This window comes from Shewanella sp. SM71, assembly GCF_025653905.1.
Classification (GTDB): domain Bacteria; phylum Pseudomonadota; class Gammaproteobacteria; order Enterobacterales; family Shewanellaceae; genus Shewanella; species Shewanella oncorhynchi.
On record NZ_JAKKRW010000007.1, the window covers coordinates 31393 to 49121 of the forward strand.

General features: G+C 45.0%; 17 protein-coding genes and 1 pseudogene. 3 read left to right on the top strand and 15 right to left on the bottom strand.

The window, feature by feature from the left end; genetic code table 11:
* The first annotated feature begins 98 nt into the window (after positions 1–98).
* The 3 genes from L5L97_RS08450 to L5L97_RS08460 all read left to right on the top strand — a co-directional run bounded on the left by L5L97_RS08450 (position 99) and on the right by L5L97_RS08460 (position 1856).
* Positions 99–482 carry a VOC family protein gene (locus tag L5L97_RS08450; protein ID WP_006081088.1) on the top strand — a complete coding sequence of 128 codons (384 nt, stop codon included), beginning with the start codon at positions 99–101 and terminating at the stop codon, positions 480–482.
* A 101-nt stretch (positions 483–583) separates the two neighbouring features.
* Positions 584–1033, top strand: a complete 450-nt coding sequence (locus tag L5L97_RS08455; RefSeq protein ID WP_263181179.1) for a GyrI-like domain-containing protein — start codon at positions 584–586, stop codon at positions 1031–1033.
* 109 nt (positions 1034–1142) lie between these two features.
* A complete protein-coding gene (locus tag L5L97_RS08460; RefSeq protein WP_028760503.1) occupies positions 1143–1856 on the top strand; it encodes a helix-turn-helix transcriptional regulator in 714 nt (237 codons plus the stop codon).
* 105 nt (positions 1857–1961) lie between these two features.
* On the opposite strand, the gene L5L97_RS08465 is transcribed toward L5L97_RS08460, so the two are convergent.
* From L5L97_RS08465 to L5L97_RS08535, 15 genes and pseudogenes are all read right to left on the bottom strand, one after another.
* Entirely contained in the window at positions 1962–3254 is a 1293-nt protein-coding gene (locus L5L97_RS08465; RefSeq protein ID WP_263172183.1) for an aerolysin family beta-barrel pore-forming toxin, read from the bottom strand.
* Positions 3255–3969: 715 nt separating this feature from the next.
* Positions 3970–4272 carry an AzlD domain-containing protein gene (locus L5L97_RS08470; protein WP_263165913.1) on the bottom strand — a complete coding sequence of 101 codons (303 nt, stop codon included), beginning with the start codon at positions 4270–4272 and terminating at the stop codon, positions 3970–3972.
* Entirely contained in the window at positions 4269–5108 is an 840-nt protein-coding gene (locus tag L5L97_RS08475) for an AzlC family ABC transporter permease (protein ID WP_263149009.1), read from the bottom strand. The genes L5L97_RS08470 and L5L97_RS08475 overlap by 4 nt, the downstream gene beginning before the upstream one ends.
* A gap of 125 nt (positions 5109–5233) precedes the next feature.
* Positions 5234–6070, bottom strand: coding sequence for an AraC family transcriptional regulator (locus tag L5L97_RS08480; RefSeq protein ID WP_263181157.1), 837 nt, complete (start codon positions 6068–6070; stop codon positions 5234–5236).
* 187 nt (positions 6071–6257) lie between these two features.
* Positions 6258–6914, bottom strand: a complete 657-nt coding sequence (locus L5L97_RS08485; protein WP_263181156.1) for a Vat family streptogramin A O-acetyltransferase — start codon at positions 6912–6914, stop codon at positions 6258–6260.
* A gap of 30 nt (positions 6915–6944) precedes the next feature.
* Positions 6945–7460, bottom strand: a complete 516-nt coding sequence (locus L5L97_RS08490) for a ClbS/DfsB family four-helix bundle protein (RefSeq protein WP_263181155.1) — start codon at positions 7458–7460, stop codon at positions 6945–6947.
* 57 nt (positions 7461–7517) lie between these two features.
* Complete coding sequence (locus L5L97_RS08495; RefSeq protein ID WP_263181153.1) at positions 7518–7826, bottom strand: hypothetical protein; 309 nt, start codon at positions 7824–7826, stop codon at positions 7518–7520.
* Between the two features lie 354 nt (positions 7827–8180).
* A complete protein-coding gene (locus L5L97_RS08500; RefSeq protein ID WP_263181150.1) occupies positions 8181–8633 on the bottom strand; it encodes a hypothetical protein in 453 nt (150 codons plus the stop codon).
* Positions 8634–8778: 145 nt separating this feature from the next.
* Positions 8779–9153, bottom strand: a pseudogene (locus L5L97_RS22940) (hypothetical protein).
* A gap of 23 nt (positions 9154–9176) precedes the next feature.
* Entirely contained in the window at positions 9177–9773 is a 597-nt protein-coding gene (locus L5L97_RS08510) for an HAD-IB family hydrolase (protein WP_071939014.1), read from the bottom strand.
* A gap of 411 nt (positions 9774–10184) precedes the next feature.
* A complete protein-coding gene (panP, locus tag L5L97_RS08515; RefSeq protein ID WP_263181144.1) occupies positions 10185–11834 on the bottom strand; it encodes a pyridoxal-dependent aspartate 1-decarboxylase PanP in 1650 nt (549 codons plus the stop codon).
* A gap of 295 nt (positions 11835–12129) precedes the next feature.
* Positions 12130–13350, bottom strand: a complete 1221-nt coding sequence (locus L5L97_RS08520) for a glycerate kinase (RefSeq protein ID WP_263181142.1) — start codon at positions 13348–13350, stop codon at positions 12130–12132.
* A gap of 232 nt (positions 13351–13582) precedes the next feature.
* Positions 13583–14941, bottom strand: coding sequence for a GntP family permease (locus L5L97_RS08525; RefSeq protein WP_263181141.1), 1359 nt, complete (start codon positions 14939–14941; stop codon positions 13583–13585).
* A gap of 326 nt (positions 14942–15267) precedes the next feature.
* Positions 15268–16275 (bottom strand): catalase family peroxidase, encoded by a 1008-nt coding sequence (locus L5L97_RS08530; protein WP_173496493.1) that lies wholly within the window; start codon positions 16273–16275, stop codon positions 15268–15270.
* Between the two features lie 208 nt (positions 16276–16483).
* A complete protein-coding gene (locus L5L97_RS08535) occupies positions 16484–17722 on the bottom strand; it encodes a sugar diacid recognition domain-containing protein (protein ID WP_173496494.1) in 1239 nt (412 codons plus the stop codon).
* Positions 17723–17729: the final 7 nt, after the last annotated feature.

Sequence of the window (17729 nt, forward strand, 5' to 3'; positions counted from 1 at the left end):
CTTGTTTTATTCTTGTTGTCGCCCGTTAATGATTCAGTTCTGAATTTTATAAATAAGATTTTGAATCATTGATATTTTTCAACAAGGAGAAAGTGAAAATGTTATCTATTGCACCGTTAGTTTGGGGTGAAATTCCTGTCAGTGATATGAACCGTGCCGTTGCCTTTTATCAGCAGCATTTTGGGGTTGAGTTTAAACGTGACGATATGGAAGACATGGAATATGCGACCATAGTCACCGAAGATGCGAGTGCGGCGAGCATAGGGCTAGTCAAATGCAGCATGAGCCAACCATCGATGCAAGGCAGCACTGTGTATCTGCATTTCAGCGCACAATTGCAACCTTTAGTGGATAAACTGATCGCAGCAGAGGTGACGATTATCCTGCCAGTCACACCGATAAAAGACGGTGAGTGTGGTTATATCGCCTTATTTGCCGATAGCGAAGGTAACAAAGTCGGTCTGTGGTCTAAGGATAAGTAGTCGTAAGTGATTAATGTATTAGCGTCGTGGCCTTAAGGCACGACGCTAAAATCACGCAATTAACTAAAGCATGGGTTTAGATTTCTATGGAAGAAACAAAGATGGATGTGGTTTATATTGATGCTCGACCGTTACTTGGACTAAGCACCCGCACGAATAATCGGGCAGAAATGTCTGTCGATAGCGCGAGAATAGGTAGTCTGTGGCAAGCCTTTTTTGAATCATCCCAGCTCACCGCTATGCTCAATTCGCCCATGTATGGCGTGTATTATGACTATGAGTCAGACATGAATGGCGAGTTTTCTGTGCTGGTGGGTAAGGCAATTGATACCCCTGTTGATGCAAGTCATTTTACGCCATTGGAGCTTAACGCGGGCAAGTACCTAAAATTCACCGCTCAGGGTGATATGCCCCAGTGTGTTATCGATCTTTGGGGGCAAGTGTGGGGTTATTTTAGCGCGGCTGATTGCTCTCATCAGCGACGCTATCAAACGGATTTTGAAGTCTATCTTAGTGCTACTGAGGTTGAGATCTATATCGGGATTTTATGATTCAAATCGTAAAAACACTCAAGTGTGTATTCAAAGACATACCAGCGATTGATCTAGGATAATAATACTTAATCAACTGATTGATAGATAAAGGGTTAAACCAGAGCTAATGCGCCGCGCTGACCGCCTATTTCAAATAGTGCAAATTCTCAAACATAAACGCTTAACCACAGCCCAAGAGTTGGCTGAACGGTTAGAGGTTTCTACACGCACGATTTACCGTGATGTGCAGGACCTGTGTTTAAGTGGCATTCCTATTGAAGGGGAAGCGGGTGTCGGCTATTTGTTGCGCCACGAGGTTAATGTTCCGCCCTTGATGTTTAACGAAGCCGAACTCGAAGCGATTCAAGTTGGCATGCGTATGGTGCAAACTTGGGGTGGTAAGGAGCTTGGTAGCGCCGCGAGGCAGGCGATGATTAAAGTCGAAGCTGTGTTGCCTAAACGATTACAAGCCTATCAATCCTTAATGTTTTCACCGGATTTTTACCTCGATTCCAATGAGTTTCAATTCCTCGATCCCTTGCGTAATGCGGCTCAGCGCCGCGAATACGTCAAACTCTTCTATCAAGACGTCAAACTGGATGTCACCGAGCGGGAAGTTAGGCCGCTCGCCATCTATTTTTGGCGTGGTACTTGGACCTTACTGACATGGTGTGAGCTACGTGCTGATTTTCGTAATTTCAGGGTCGATCGCATCACAGGTCTTGTGCGGTTAAACCGTCATTTTGATCTCACTCTCGGGCAAGAGCTTGAAGATTATATTTGCCTGATGGATGAGCAATCAAAGGCGCGAGCAGAAGCGAAAGAAAAGCCACTCGAATGAGTGGCTTTGTATTACATTTTTAATTTGCTAGTAACGGGCTAGTTGTATCGAGATCTCTCTGATACTAGTGTCATCGCTGTTATTGAGAGTCTAAGCTCACCGTTTTTAATTGTTTAACATGACTTCGCTTGATTGCGAAATATTCAGTTTTTTGATTAAACCATCTTCATCATTGTTTTGGATCTCGCCGACGGCAACCTGAATATTGCGACTCAGTCCTAATTTTTGAGCGCTTTTAGGACGATTAGCAATGTCTTCATCCGTTAGTGGATAGGATTCACTGGCATCGATATTAAATTGACTTGAATCTATTGCAGTAAATTTACCGCTGATAGGTGCGCCATGTTGTCTAACAATATTCGCCAATTGCCACTCAAACCCACTTTTTGACTGTGCCGAATTAATCGCAGCAGGCCAATCCCATACACCATAACCGTTTATATCTTGATGAAGATATTGATCGACTAAGGCTTCTGGTCCATTCAGATTATTCGCATTCGCTCCGCCAAAGGTGTAAGGGAAGTTAGGTCTATTTGTCGGATGATTAATATGCGCATTACCACCCCATTTTAAGAAGTTCTCATATTTTATATCGTACATCATATATAAACTTGAGGTGTATGGGACATCTGCCTTTTGTTTAAATAGGGTGATTGAGATATAACGTTTGCTGCGAGGCGGCATAATTGCGCGGTACTGCGCCTGACTCGAAATCGTTGTACTTTTGCCGTCGGTTTCACTCCAACCTTGGCTGGCAGAAAATTCGGCGCTGATTTCAGAACTCGCTCCACCTATTCCTGGAATACCCACTTCATATTTATTGGTTACGCCAATTTTCTCGGAGAAAGAGAAATTATCGGTTTTGGCCCAGCTAGTGGTGTAATCATAGTTTAGGGTGGCTACACCGGTATCTTCGGTATCGCCCCAGTTATAGATAACCACAGGAGCAGTATAAATAGCCTCACGATCATAAACTTGAGGTGAACCTAACTTTAGACTTTGAGGATTAGTGACGAAATGAATATTTTGTAAATTTACCTTCAAACGTTCATTCGCTCTGTAGCCGCTTGCATAAGGATCATTGCCGTTATAGCGGGCTTTAAGACTATATTCGTTGCTCGATTCTCTTCTGACTTCGATGTCTTCACCAACATACTGGGATGCTGTACCGCCAGCCCATGCATATCCAAGATGGTGCCCTAAGGAGAATAACGAGCTGATAAACGAGGGGTCGTTAATTGCATCATTTTTAAGCGAATCAAGATCAGGGGCTGCGTGTTCTACCATTGACAGTTTTGGAATAGTATTCGGAATAGCAGCTTCGGCCAACAAAGAAACAGTTCCAAGTGCGGTTAAACAGGATAACGTTAATATACCCAGGCTAGATTTTTTTCTCATGATTGTTCCTTTATTTTAATAAAATACGTCCTTTCATTGAGAGCGCCGATGGCAATTATATGTAGTTCTAAATCATATAAATAATCATTACTGCTAGGCACATCTAAAAACTAGCACTTTTATTTTTATTAAACAAAATAAAAATGAATTAATTTAAGGTGTGTTTTAATCTGGTTAAAAATGTTAATTACTTTATTTTTAAACGGTATTTATAACTTTATAATATAGTGTATTTACTTTAATTTTTAGTGGGTTGGTTTTTGAATGTGGATTAATATTTATGCGGCATTTTATTCTGTAAAAATTTTAAATGGACTCTTCATTCCGAGAACTATACCTAGAAAAATACTGAGATTAGTGCCGTAATAGATGCAGTAAATAACATTTCTGAATGGACGTTTTTAGAGACTAAATAGTTTGAATATGGTTAGGTTAAGTATTTTGTTTTTATTGTTTGAGCCTTTGTTATTGCTGATAAATATCATCACCCTTCCATTATCGTCGATGTGTGAAATACCGTTAAAGCCGATACTGTTAGTTGCACAGACATAAGAATCTAAGTACATGAAGATTGTGGAAAATCAAGATAACGTGTCAGTAATTTTCTAGGGGGGATGTCTCAGAGAGGATTAGGCTGTGTAAAAGAGTGGTAGGGGCGGTGTAAATGATTGATGCAAGAGTCAGTGCCGTTGCTGAGCACTGACTCTTTGTTGACTTAGTGGATAAAGAAAAACAGTCCCATACTCAGTACTGTGGTCAGCAAGGTATTACGGGTGACGAGCGCCAACACTGTAGCGACTACGGCGCAGATGAGATAGCTGTTGTCTAGGCTCAGACCGAGCTGACCTTCCTGCACAAATACTATGGGCGCAAAGATCGCAGTGAGTACCGCAGGGGCCGAGTAACTTAAAAAGGTTTGGGTGCCCTTACTTAATCGCAGCGGTAGTTTAGGCTCAAGTAGTAAATGACGACTGATAAACACAACCGCCGCCATTGAAAAGATCATTAACCAAATCATGCTTTCTCTCCTGACAATGTTTTTGTCTTAATGTCAGTCCCTGTTCCTGTATCCACTTCTGTTTTGGTCTGTGCGCTTGCTAACTGATTTGCGGATTGTTCTGCGCGTTCCGCTTCCTTGGTCACTTTGGCGTAAAGTACACCTGCCGTCATTCCCGCAATGGCGGCAATGAGCAGTCCCGCTTGAATTTTAAAAACGGCGCATATCACTGCTAGGGTAAGCGAGACTAATACACAGACGAGAATCGATGGTTTTTTTATGGTAGGAACGACCAGAGCGATAAAGGTGGCTGCGATTGCAAAATCTAATCCCATCTCATCTAAATTCTCGATCGCATTGCCCGCCACTATGCCAAGTAGTGTGGCTATATTCCAACCGATATAGAAACTCAAACCGCCGCCAAGGGCGTACCAAGGGTCGAACTTATATAACTTGCCTTGATTGGCGATGGCAAACAGTTCATCTGTGAGCAAAAAGCCCAATGTTAGGCGCCACTTTAATGGCAACGGACTGATTTGACTGCGCATCGCCATTGCATATAACAGATGGCGTGAGGTGATGAGTAACGTCGTAATTAAGATACTCCACAGACCAATACCGGCTTTCACCATGCCGAGCGCCACTAATTGCGCCGCGCCCGCAAAGATAATCGCCGACATGGCTTGGCTCTCAATGGGCGTTAGCCCAACCTCAATGGCGAAGGAGCCCGCTAAAATGCCCCAAGGTACAACCGCTATCGTCAACGGCATCATGGCTAATGTACCTTTTAAAAATGCCTTGGATTTCGATGGATGCACAGGATAAACATCAGGTTCTATAAGCTTGTCGGTTGTCACTTTGGCTCCTAAAAATAGCGGCGACGGGGTTGCCGTTAAACAATAAATGCTTGGATAAGGTTGCTTGCTTAGTCAATAGAGGAGAAAGCAAGAATGAGCATGGCAGATTAACTTAAAGTGGTTGTTTAGGCTTGGATAATATTGCGGCCTATTTCTTTGGCAAATTGCCCCGGTGTTACGCCGACTGTCTTCTTAAAATGTCGATTCAAGTGACTTTGATCGTGAAAACCACAATCGAGGGCGACATCGAGCAGCCGTGTGCCTTGTTTGATTTTTCCTTTGGCGAGTCTCACTCTTGCTTGAATTTGATAAGCGTGGGGCGGTAAGCCGTAATAGCGCTGAAATTGCTTCAGCAAATAATAGGGGCTTAATCCCGCGAGTGTTGCCAGCTCTTCAAGGGAGATGTCGGCAGCAGGATGATCGTCGATAAAGGATTTCACCAGTGCTAACGCAGGCTTAGCGATTACAGCGAGGTCATCGCTTGGGCGATTCTTGCCATGGCGTGTCATCAACTGTGTCAAGCTTGAATAGACCAAGCTTTCGCGCAGTAAGCGATTGTCCGATGTATCTAAAGTCGTAAAGGTGAAGCGCAGTAATTCGGCTAATTCAGGATCGTACACTACGGGCTCAGGGAAATAGGGCGCACCGCGGTTTGATGCTAGCTCACTGTTAATATTGGCAAACTGCGCGGGTACTGGATACATGGCACGATAGGACCAACCGCCCTCGGTGGCGCTACAACCATTATGGACTTCGTCGGCGTTGACGAGAATGATGCTGTGCTTTGGCGCCACATGGTTGCCACCCGTGCGATAAAAACGCTGTGCCCCCGTTTCAATCACGCCGACTGTGTAACCTTCGTGGGTGTGCCGACTAAAGTTTTGTTTATGGTAGTGGGCATTGAGTAACTCGAGGCCACCTAATTCATCGGCAATCTGGTAGGCCGCATGTTCTGTGTTCACAGTAGGCCTCCGTGTTTAGTGTATTAATGGCGGGTTGTGCCTGATAGTAACCCAGAAACCCTCAGCGCTTTTGTACAAAATTGCGCATATTGGATTTTGTTTGCGTTTAATGGCGGTTTTTTATGTTTGTTGCTTAATGCTTGTCGCTTGAGATTTTTTGTTCAGTCTTGCTCGCGATAGGCGTTATTTAGGTTGCCTGCTGTAATGTTGTGAGTTCTGCACCCGCAATAGCCTCAAGGTGTTGAGTGATTTTCTCTATCGGCCAATCCCACCAAGCGATGGCAACAAGCTCATCTATGACAGTTTGCTCGAATCTCAGCTTGATCACTGTGGCAGGATTACCGCCAACCATAGCGTAGGGCGGTACATCTTTTGTTACTACGGATTGACTGGCAACAATGGCGCCGTGGCCAATTTTCACCCCAGGCATGATAGTGGCGTTATAACCAATCCATACGTCGTTACCGATACAGGTATCGCCCTTAAAAGGTAAATCTTCGGGCTTGGGCGCCGCTTTCTCCCAGCCATTGCCGAAGATATAAAAAGGATAAGTCGAGAAGCCAGATACTTGATGATTGGCGCCATTCATAATGAATTTCACGTCTTTCGCAATGGCACAGAATTTACCGATATTCAGTTTATCGCCAATAAAGTCAAAGTGATAAAGTACATTCGACTCGAACCTCTCAGGACCTGCTGGATCGTCATAATAAGTGTAATCGCCGACGATAATGTTCTCGCGGGAAATAAAGTTTTTAAGAAAGCCAACCTGAGGAAAGCCTTTCATCGGCGCTTTATCGTTGGGATTTGGACCTAACTGCGGGTGAGTGTGGGTACTTGGCATGAATACCTCCGTGCTTAAAAGAGTTGTTTACTAGGGTAATGCATTGTCTTTTTTGAATCGTCGTACTTTGGTACGCATATTCTTCATCGGGGAGTAAGTATTGAACTGGATCATACGACCCAGAGTCCATTTATCGTACCAAGTTATGCCGTACAGTTGCTGATCACTGAGACTCGCAATCAGCGCTGACAATTTTTCCATTGTCATTTCATACTCATCAAGTAAATCAGTATATTGCCATTGGCTATATTCATGATGAAATCGCTTTGCTAATAATCCCAGTTGATTCCATTTATAACCCGTATCGGGAAAATCAACGGGGAGTGCTTGCGATGTTAACTCGTACCATTTGAGCACTAATTTACCCCAACCAATAAGATAAGCGACGGTATCACTTACACTCATTTGTGTACCTGTGATGTTTCCTTCTATGCTGCACACACGGGACATTTGGGCTGGGATTGAACGATAGTCAGCTATCAATTTGGGGAAAACTGAATAAATAGCCAATTCAAGTTCTTGTTTTGATTGGGGGATAGATGTCATCACTACCTCGTTTATGTCAGGCGCTTAGGCTGAATTTCACATCGTCCATTGGGCAGTTTAGTATTCACCTGCCACAATAAGCACTTGTTCAATAGATTCAACAACTAAGGTAAGTGTACTATTGTCTCGCTTAACGCCGACAGAGCAAATGGCCATCGCGCCGTTACCACAGGTTATTTCAGGGTAATCTTCTGTCATTGGCGTTTCATCTTCTGCTACGGGCGCTAATACCCAGCCAGCAGCTAATAAACTCGATTTCACCTCAGCGTATTCTTTGCCCCATAACGCGCTGGTGTCCTGTGCTTGAGTAAAACCAGACCATGCACCAAGGCTTAGCATGAGCAGTGGTAGAATGATTTTTTGCATATAAAGCTTTCTAGTTCCTATGTGGTTTCTGTTGGTCGCTTAGTGCTTGTGAGCGTGTTAACAGCATATATTATTCATAGTCCCTCTGCGCATTATCCTTATGTGCATTAGTTGAGGGAATTATGGCTGTTCTTGTTTATTCGTTTTTCCCAATATTTTTCATACAGTATCTGTGTTGATATAAAAATAACAACGAACACCCCCGTATCAATAATAAATTTCAATGGATCAAAAGGATCGCTAAAAATATCGTAGTGAAAATCGAAGTATTTGAATAATAATTTGGAGCCAATAAAAGCAAAGATAAAAGAGATAAAGAACTTCAATGGTTTTTCCTTAAAATATGTTGATAAATTAACCATTCTCTTTGGCGCGTTTGTACTCTTGTTGGGATTGATAAATTCCCAGAATGATCAGGCCAAATACGAAATAGAACATTTTTTGCGCTGAAAACTCGATTGTCAACGTAGGATGTTCTAGGTGGCGGTATAGAATACTGTGAGAAATTGCCTCTGTTATCGTCAGAATAAATGGATAGCTAATTAATGCAATAGACGATATTTTCGCGAATTTGTACGTTTGAGGTTGTTTAATGAATTTTGCAATAAATAGTAACGCAAATGATAGCGTCAGATTGCTTATCCATAAAATAGCCGCCGTAATTCGTACTTGAGTATGACTGGCTTGTTCCGCATTGGGATAAACCTCTAATATCTCCTGCAAGTAGCTTGCTGGGCTCACTAATCCCCAAACAGGGTAAAGGCATAGCAGCACGGCAGTGAGCATTAAAATATATCTGATAAACATCCTTTTTCTCCGACAGATTCTGCTTATAAAGCAATACTTGTTATACGAATCATTACCTTAGCATTGTTTTTTACAAGTTGCGATTGCTTTAGCTAAAACTAAATTATTGTGACAAAATCCTTGTTGTTGGATTGCATACTATTTTTTAGGCGCCAACAGCAGAATATATAAGTAGCAAAGATAGCGGGATGGAAAATAGACCAATTAAACGGAATTTATTGTTGAAGTATTGAGCAGACCATAGCGCAAACTTCCTATGTAACCTTGGAGGCGTTAACGCCAAGCCCATTCCGACACCTAACAACACAATACCTATCGCAAAAATGGTCTATGGAAACTGAGTATCGGTTGAGTAATGGGTAAAAATGAGACCCGCAATAACTCGGCTAAACACCTCAGCAATATGGAAGTAGGGCTGCTCGCTAAACGAAATAATCCCCTTAGAGAAAGACTCAGGCTGTACAGCCATCACTAGACTTAATAACAACATCAGTAAACCAAAAGCAGCAATGAAGTACATAGTGATCCCTTGGTATTATTTTTCTAGTAAGTGACTTCATTCCAGTTCATATATTTTTCGTGTGCAAGTTGTAACATTGCCAGATCTTCTGCTGTGTCACCATAGGCGTAAATACGTTCATAGCTGTTTAAGTCGAAAGTATGTCTAACTTTTATTGCCTTTGTCTCACAACTGACATCACCAGCTGCATAATACCCCGATAAAATGCCATTTTTTACCTCTAACTCACTACTGATTAACCTTAATCCGAGCGCACTAGACCAGTGTTTTAAATAGACATCGAGTGACGCTGAAACAACTACGACGGTATCGCCATTTTCTTGGTGCCAGCGGATTTTGTTTAGCGCATGTGGCATGACATGTTTGGGGATCACTTTTTGGGCATAGGTAGCTGCCATAGTATTTAATTGCTGGTAATCACGACCACGGAAGGCAAGATAGCTAACAATCGGTCTTAGTTTTCGTGCCGGAAACCAGCCAATTCTATACAGTGAATAAAGCGGTAATAATAAACAGCCCGCGACGACAGTTCGTCTTTTAGAAGCCGTAAATCGTATAAATTTAGTGTACATATCCGCATCGGTTATTGTGCCGTCAAAATCAAATAATGCGAGATTCATGTATTTTCCGAGCCTGTTTTGATATTAAGTGTAGGTGCTATCATTAATCATCTCTTGTCTTTTATTTCAAATGCTTACCTAGTGTAACTCATGCGCCGTGAGTCAGAAAAACGTTATCAGGTACAACACAAGTTAGTCGAGCAACAGGATACACATGACTGAATGAATAAAGCATATTTATGTAAGTGACCGTTTGTGGCATGGATGCCACGGTCGAGCTTACAGGGATGTACTCGCAGCGAGTCACTGGAATAAATGTACTTTATTATTAACGTCTAAGTGGGGATACAGAGGCTTTTACATCATTCTTAGGTGATTACTGAGCTCGCCGAATCGTTCAATCCTTCAGATTTCGGCGAATGATGGGATAGCCACAAATAGTATTGGGGCTATTCCATCATTCACAACTCGCTATTCAGCAACCATTGCCAATAACGCAGGTAAAAACTCGTTATCTAATGCGGCGATTTCACTTTGCTCAACAAGCACTTGATTGAGAATGTCATGGCTGGTGAGGGGGTTGGCGAGTACGACGCGAAATACTACGGTCGCTTGTCTAAAATAGCGGGCTGGCTGAATGCGGGTGCGGGAGACGAAGGATTTACCCTGTTCGCGTTGGTGCTTTTGAATAAACTGAGTAAGACCATCGAGCAGCTCGTTAAAGCGAGCGAGTTTTACTGTGTCTGCTTGCTCACAGGCAAGCTGCATGGCGGCTTGGATGCGGGCGGGCACATAACGGTAAGTCAGCAGACAAAGTTCTGGCTCAGTGATTAACTCAAAATCCTCATGGGCTTTGATTTGTTCGGCAAAATAGCGGGCTTTTTCAAGGCTATTATTGATTAATATTTCATAACCATCGCGACCGATGATCTGTAAGCAAGCATGCACTAACATCGCCATGCCGGGGCGTGAACCTTCCAGCGTTTGGCTGCCGAGATCCTTTGAACCACGGCGCAAAATATATTCGGCGTGATGGGCAATGGTGTGGGCAAACTCTGGGTCTTTAAATAACACTATGCCTGCGCCCATAGGCACGTACATTTGTTTGTGGGCATCGATAGTGACTGAGTCAGCAAGTTCGATGCCTGCGAGTAAGTGTCGGTATTTATTGGATAATAAACTCGCGCCGCCCCACGCTGCATCCACATGGAAATGGCAATTTAACTCTTTTGCCAGCGCAGCTAACTCTGTCAGTGGGTCAACATTACCGGTTTCTGTGGTGCCGGCCACGCCAACAATCGCCAACACTTTGATGTTTTTACTAGCAAGTTCAAGGGCGGCTTGGCGCATTTTCGCGACATCGACCTTGTTATCGCTGTCAGTGGGAATGCTGATGATATTGTCGCGGCCAATGCCAAGCAGATCTACAGCTTTGCCCAGCGAGTAGTGGCCTCGCTCCGAGACTAAAATCGCTAAATCGTCATAGCCATAGTGGCGCAGTGCCTTGAGTAATCCTTCGCGGCTGACGCCTTTAAACTCACCCTCGGCTTTTAATAATTGGTTACGGGCAATCCACAGGGCCGTGATGTTGGCAACCGTGCCGCCGGAGCAAAATGCGCCGAGGGAATGATTGGCGCTGTGCATCCAGCTTTGATAAAAATCCGTATCTTGGGCGTAAATCAAATGGTGCATCATGCCGAGCACTTGGCGCTCAAGCGGCGTAAATGCCTTAGAGGTTTCGATTTTGACCAGATTTTGATTGAGTCCCACCATCATCTTCGACAGTGGCAACACAAAGTAGGGCAGTGCCGAAGTCATGTGGCCGATAAAACTTGGCGCCGCTGTGTGTACCGAATGCGCCACCAAATTTTGCATAATTTCGTCGGTGTAATCGGAGACAAAACGCGGCTGAGTTGGGATCTCAAAAGCTTGAAAATCGGTTTCGATTTCAGACAAGGGTTTTTCGAGCGCGGCGATACTGTCACCCAAAAAGCCTGCTAAGTCCTCGGAGAGCTTTTGCTCAATAATACTCAGCGTTGAGCTTGCATCTTCCGGTGCAGTAAAAATGCGGAGCAAACTTGCTTCGGATGCGGTGGCTTGGCGAGGGAGTTTCTGGGTCATGGGGCTTGCCGTCTATTAATTTTTATAGTGAAACCGCAAATTGGCTCGAAGAGTATAACGGACCAGTGATTCTCGACCAGTGATGCGCGATCAGTGACTCTCAAATGTTCAATCAGCGGAATACCAAAAAGGGAGCTCACTTTACTGCAAGGCCTTTTAGGCATCAAGCACTAAAATTTGGTATTACCAAAGCGTTGCGGCCTAAATAAGCAAAGGCGCCGTTATGGCGCCTTTATGTTTAACTCGACGAGCCACTCATCAAGCCTGAGCATTAGCCCTAAAATTCATGTTAGCCCTAAAATTTGCGTTGGCCCAACATGAGTACCGCGCCGATATTTCGGGCGGTATTGCAAAGGTTTAGCTTGGCATTGGCCAGCACATCATCAAGCGGACTTAAGTGCGGGATGATAGGGAAGATAGCCGCCATACCGTGATCCAATATGGCATTGGCGTTTTCACCGAGGCAGCCCGCGATACCGATAGTGGGAATGCCCTGCAGTTTGGCTTGCTTTAACACGCCCATTGGGGTTTTACCAAACACGGTTTGACCATCGATACGGCCTTCACCTGTGATCACTACATCGGCGCCACGGATTTTGTCCGCAAGGCCAACGGTTTGCATTACAATCTCAACCCCAGGTTTAAGCTCGGCATTTAAAAAAGCCATCACGCCAAGACCCATACCGCCAGCAGCGCCAGCCCCGGCATGATCGCGGTGATCACTAATGCCATTGCGGGCAATCACATCGGCATAATGGGCAAGAGCGGCATCTAGCTGCTTAACCATCTCAGGCGTCGCACCTTTTTGCGGACCAAAAATTGCCGATGCACCGCGTTCACCGCACAGTGGATTATCAACATCGCAGGCAACTTCGAAGCTGCACTCACGTAAAAGTGGATGAGCGTTTGATACATCGATTTGAGCAAGGTTCGCCAGCGCTGCGCCGCCAGAAGGCAAGGTTTTACCTTGGCCATCGAGCAATAAAATATCCAGCGCTTGGGCCATACCCGCGCCGCCATCGTTGGTGGCACTGCCGCCTAGCCCCAAAATGATGTGCTTTATCCCCCGATTAAGCGCATCACAAATTAGCTCGCCCGTGCCATAACTTGTGGTAAGCAGCGGGTTACGTTGCTCCCTCGGCACATGGTGTAGCCCAGACGCTGAGGCCATTTCAATCACGGCAATCGCGCCTCGATGTGGCGATTTGTTCGTTGGATCTGCACGTGAAACTGAAGCAGAACTTGTATTGATCGCAGCGCTGAGAATACCTTCACCAAGAATGCCATAGTGTGCTTGCACTCTATGTCCCAGTGGCCCCATGACTTCTAAGCTGACAATACTGCCGCCCGTGGCGTCCACCATAGATTGCACTGTGCCTTCGCCACCATCGGCAACGGGTATTTTGACTATGTCGCAGTCGGGGATCACTTGTTTTAAGCCTTGTTCTATGGCGTTGGCCACTTCGAGCGCGCTTAAGCTTTCTTTAAATGAGTCGGGGGCGATAACTATTTTCATTAAAAATCCTACAGCTAAATGGGATAAAACAGGGCTCAATGTTGAACACTAAACCCAAGGCCACTTACGTTGGGCGCAACAACATCCCTGTGCTAAAACTGAGGTGATATAAAGGAATTTATATCCATCACTGGCACATTAATCTGTTGCAATTATTAGGGCGTATAACAGAACTATATCTTGGGCACGGTATGTGCCCAAGGGACAATATTGAATCAAGAACTCATTAATATTAGAGCAACACTAGACTTAGCACATACACAGTTACCATGGACGTTACACCTTGGATTAGGGTCGCCATAGTTTGGGCTTTATAGGCTTGTTTGACGCTCATGCGGCTAAATTGGGTGACAACCCAAAAGAAGCTGTCATTGGCGTGGGAAACTGTCATCGCACCTGCGCCAATTGCCATTACTGTTAATACTCGTCCCATATCGCTACCAAGACCAATATCGCCAAGAATAGGCGCAACCAGTGCTGAGGTTGCGACTAACGCGACTGTCGATGAACCCTGCGCTGACTTAAGCGCGGCAGCGACGATAAATGGCATAAAGATACCGATACCCAGTGCCGACAGTGATGTGCCCAAAAAGTCACCGATAGGCGTGGCTTTTAATACCGCACCAAAGGCACCACCTGCACCTGTGATTAAAATAATCGGCGCGGCAGTGACGAGCCCTTGGCTGATGCGTTCGCTAAATTCGCTGATCTTATTCTCACCCTTTAACAGCAGCAGGGATAAAAACAGGCCAATCATCAGGGCATTAACGGGCTGACCGAGGAACACGAGCACATCAAACACACCTTCTTTACCCAAAGGCGCTGAAGGGAAGTTAGCGATAGAACCTAAACAAATTAATACGATAGGCACAAAAATCGGTGCGAAAGCTTTTAATGGGCTTGGTAACGTGCCATAGCTTTTTTTCAGCGTTTCATAGTCGCTGGCCTGCGCTTTAAGTTCTTCTGCGCCTTCACCATCGGGCTCAACATCGGCAAAGCGGTTTGCCCATAACATACCCGCGAGTGCCGCAACAGCGGCGACAAAGAGACCCACACCGATCACTAAGCCTAGGTTGGACTCTAAGCCTAAGTTGCCTGCGGCGGCGATAGGGCCTGGCGTTGGCGGTACAAAGGTGTGAGTGGCGTACAGACCTGTGGCTAAGGCAACACTCATGGAGACACTAGAGACCTTCATGCGGTTCGCCATCGATTGTTTCAGTGAGTTTAAGATCACAAAACCCGAGTCACAAAAGACCGGAATAGACACGAGATAACCGATAATTGACATAGTGAGTGTCGGGAAGCGTTTACCTAATATCTTGATCACCACATCGGCCATGGTGATGGCGGCGCCGCTTTTTTCCAGAATAATCCCTATGATAGTGCCTAAGACGATCACTAAGCCGATATAGCCTAAAATATTGCCAAACCCTGTGGTAATGGTTTTAGCGATTTCTCCGCTCGGCAGGCCATAGGCGAAGGCCGCGATAAAGGCGGCCAGAATTAAGGTTAAAAAGGGGTGGAGTTTAAATTTTGAGGTCGCGATAACAATAAATGCAATCACGCCGATGAGAATAAGCACTAAGTTCATAGTTTGTCCCGTTCAGTTCTTGGCTGAAGTTTTTGAGTAAGTTTTTTGACTTATAGTGTAGGGCGCAGTGCTTATTTGGGCCTGAGTCCAAATGAGGGCTGCTTTAAGGTCATCCTATTATTGTGCAGGTATGTTTGAATAGCTTTGGCTAAATCCACGGAATTACCGCGTTATGTTTCGCCATTTTTGTGCTCATGCACAAAAATGCTTAGGTGAATTCGAATGCAGGAGGAGGCGTTTTGTCGGTAAGGGAGGCGCTTGTCGATAAGGATTGGCAAATAGGGCTATTTGCCAATCCTAAACAGGAGGGACTTAACTCGACATCTTTATTGACGACGAATAAAGGATTCTACATAGGCTGCGGTGCGGGCATTGAGTATGGGATCGGCAGATGCAGTAATGCCCTTAGGTAATAACAGTGGGTTAAATATGCCTTTATCGCACTGTTGAACTTGGGGATCGCTGTCTCGTTCACCGTTAATCATCACTTGGCCTACCAGTAAACGCTGGCGAGTTTCAGGCCAGATCACAGTTGGGTCATTAATCTCATCCCCCATTTCGGCGAGTTGAATATAAAGGTTCCATTGTGCTGGCTGGGTTTTAATGCGCTCGAGTAATTCTGCCTTTAAAAAATCATCACTGAGATTGGCAAGTTCACTGGCTGACAGCGCGGCAGTACCTGCGACAGGTTCAAAAATCCATTTACCCGCGACCGTTTCACCTTGAAGAACACTGTTTTTTGGCGTGCTGAACAGGAAACTATTTACACCAAAGTAGCGGCTGTTGGCAAAACTTGGGCTGGGAGGCAACTGTTTAACGTAGTCGAAAAAAGCTTTGGCGCTGGGTTGATTATCAATAAGCCACTGTTTACCTTCAGGACCTTGTTTCACTTTGGTCTGAAAGTTAAAAAACTCTTCGAGATTTTTGGCAAAGAAAACGGGAACGTTAGTGGTGACAAAGTTAAGATTTTCTTTATCGCCGTCAATTTTGAGTGACATAAAGCGCCCAGCGGTTTTATCTGAGATCTGCGGATTTGTACCGCCGAGGGAAAAGCGGGCTGTGACCTTGATACTATCTTGATTAAAAAATGGAATTGCCAACGTTTGTTGTAATTGTGGATTCGGTTTAAAACTGCCCGAGGTACAAAATCCCTTAGTGTGATTACGCAGTTTGACATTTTTACCCGCCTCGCGACTTGCCGCATCGGGTGTGCCGTTGACGGCATCGACCAGTTCGGGAATGGTTTTCTCGGCCGCGATTAACGAAGGTGAAGTCAGCGCAATGCCGCTAATGAGACAAGCTTTGGCGAGTAAAGTCAGTTTGATTGAGGTCATTATCATTCCTTTCAATGGACTAAGTCGAGAGCGCTAGCATATCGCCGCGATACTATATGAAAGGATAGGAAAGGGGATACGGTATAAATCTTTCAATTAATTTTTTAGTACAGCCCAAGTTTTACTCAATTGATCTGGTTATAAGGTCTGCGCCGTCATCTGCGGGCTTTTTTTGGCTAATCTGTTGAGTTGCTAAGTCATTTGAGCGTTAAGTTAAGCGAGTTGAAGTATCAATTAATTGCCCAAGATACAGGCTTAATAATCCATGCAGGGATTGAATGTCGGCTTGGGTGATTTGCTGAATTTTATCAAGGCGATATCTCAGTGTATTGCGATGAATAAACAGGGCATTCGCGCATTGCTGTGCATCGCCAAAGTGGGTGATGTAAGCCGCTAAGGTTTTGCGTAATTGGCCATTTTTATCCGCCTTGGCGAGTTGCTGATAGGGCGTTGCCAGCGCCTGACCGCGCCAGTCATGTTTTAGCCCTGCTAGTAACACTTGTAGGGAATAATCTTCAAACAGGTATTTATTCCCTTCTGCATTGAGCTGCTTACCGAGTGCCAAGGTTTCTTGAGCCGTGTGATAGGAGCGCGCTATCCCGCCTTTTTCCGGGAAGAAATGGCCTAGAGCAATTTTAAAGTTTAAATCCATTTGGGCGGGTAAGCGCTGCAACAGCTTATCGATACGCTGATTTTCGAGCTCAGGATCCCATTGTTTTCCATCTAAAAAAGCAGGCTTTAGGATCACCAACTGCGACATTGAGGTCATGGCAATCAAGTTACCACGGTCAGGATATTGCAATAGATGCAGCACTTGCTTGAGGGTTTCACTGACTCTGGGGCTGCGTTCATCGGCGGGCTGAGTGGATGCCTCAGCTAAGAACAAGGCCGATGGGGTTGTGTCGGTTTTTAAATGGTGTTTCTGGATGTTTTTCTCGCTGATCTCAATAATGGCCGCGACTCTTGGCAGGCTGATATCAATGTCGAGCTGTTTTGCCCAGCGGTGCAACTGTGCATCATCGGTTTCAGCTTTGATCAATTGCAGAATAAACTCTTCACGCTGGCGATTCTCCCATTGCAATTTATCCTGCAGGTTGGCTTGTTCAACAATCATTTCGGCGGTCATTTTAAGTAACTCACCATAATGGGTGAGCTCACACGGATCACCGGTAATGCCGACGACGCCGATAATTTGTCCTTGATAATGTAAGGGTAAATTGATGCCTGGCTTAACGCCATGCAGCCCTGAGGCGACTTCTTGACTGATCTCCACATTGCGATTTTGGGTAATCGCCAGCAGCGCGCCTTCGTGGGTTGACCCTATACGCTTAGGGTCGCCTGAGCCTAAAATCACCCCTTGGCCGTTCATCACATTGATATTGTGGCCAATGATTTTCATTGTGCGACTCACAATTTGCTTAGCGATGGCAGAATCAAGTAGATACATACAGGCG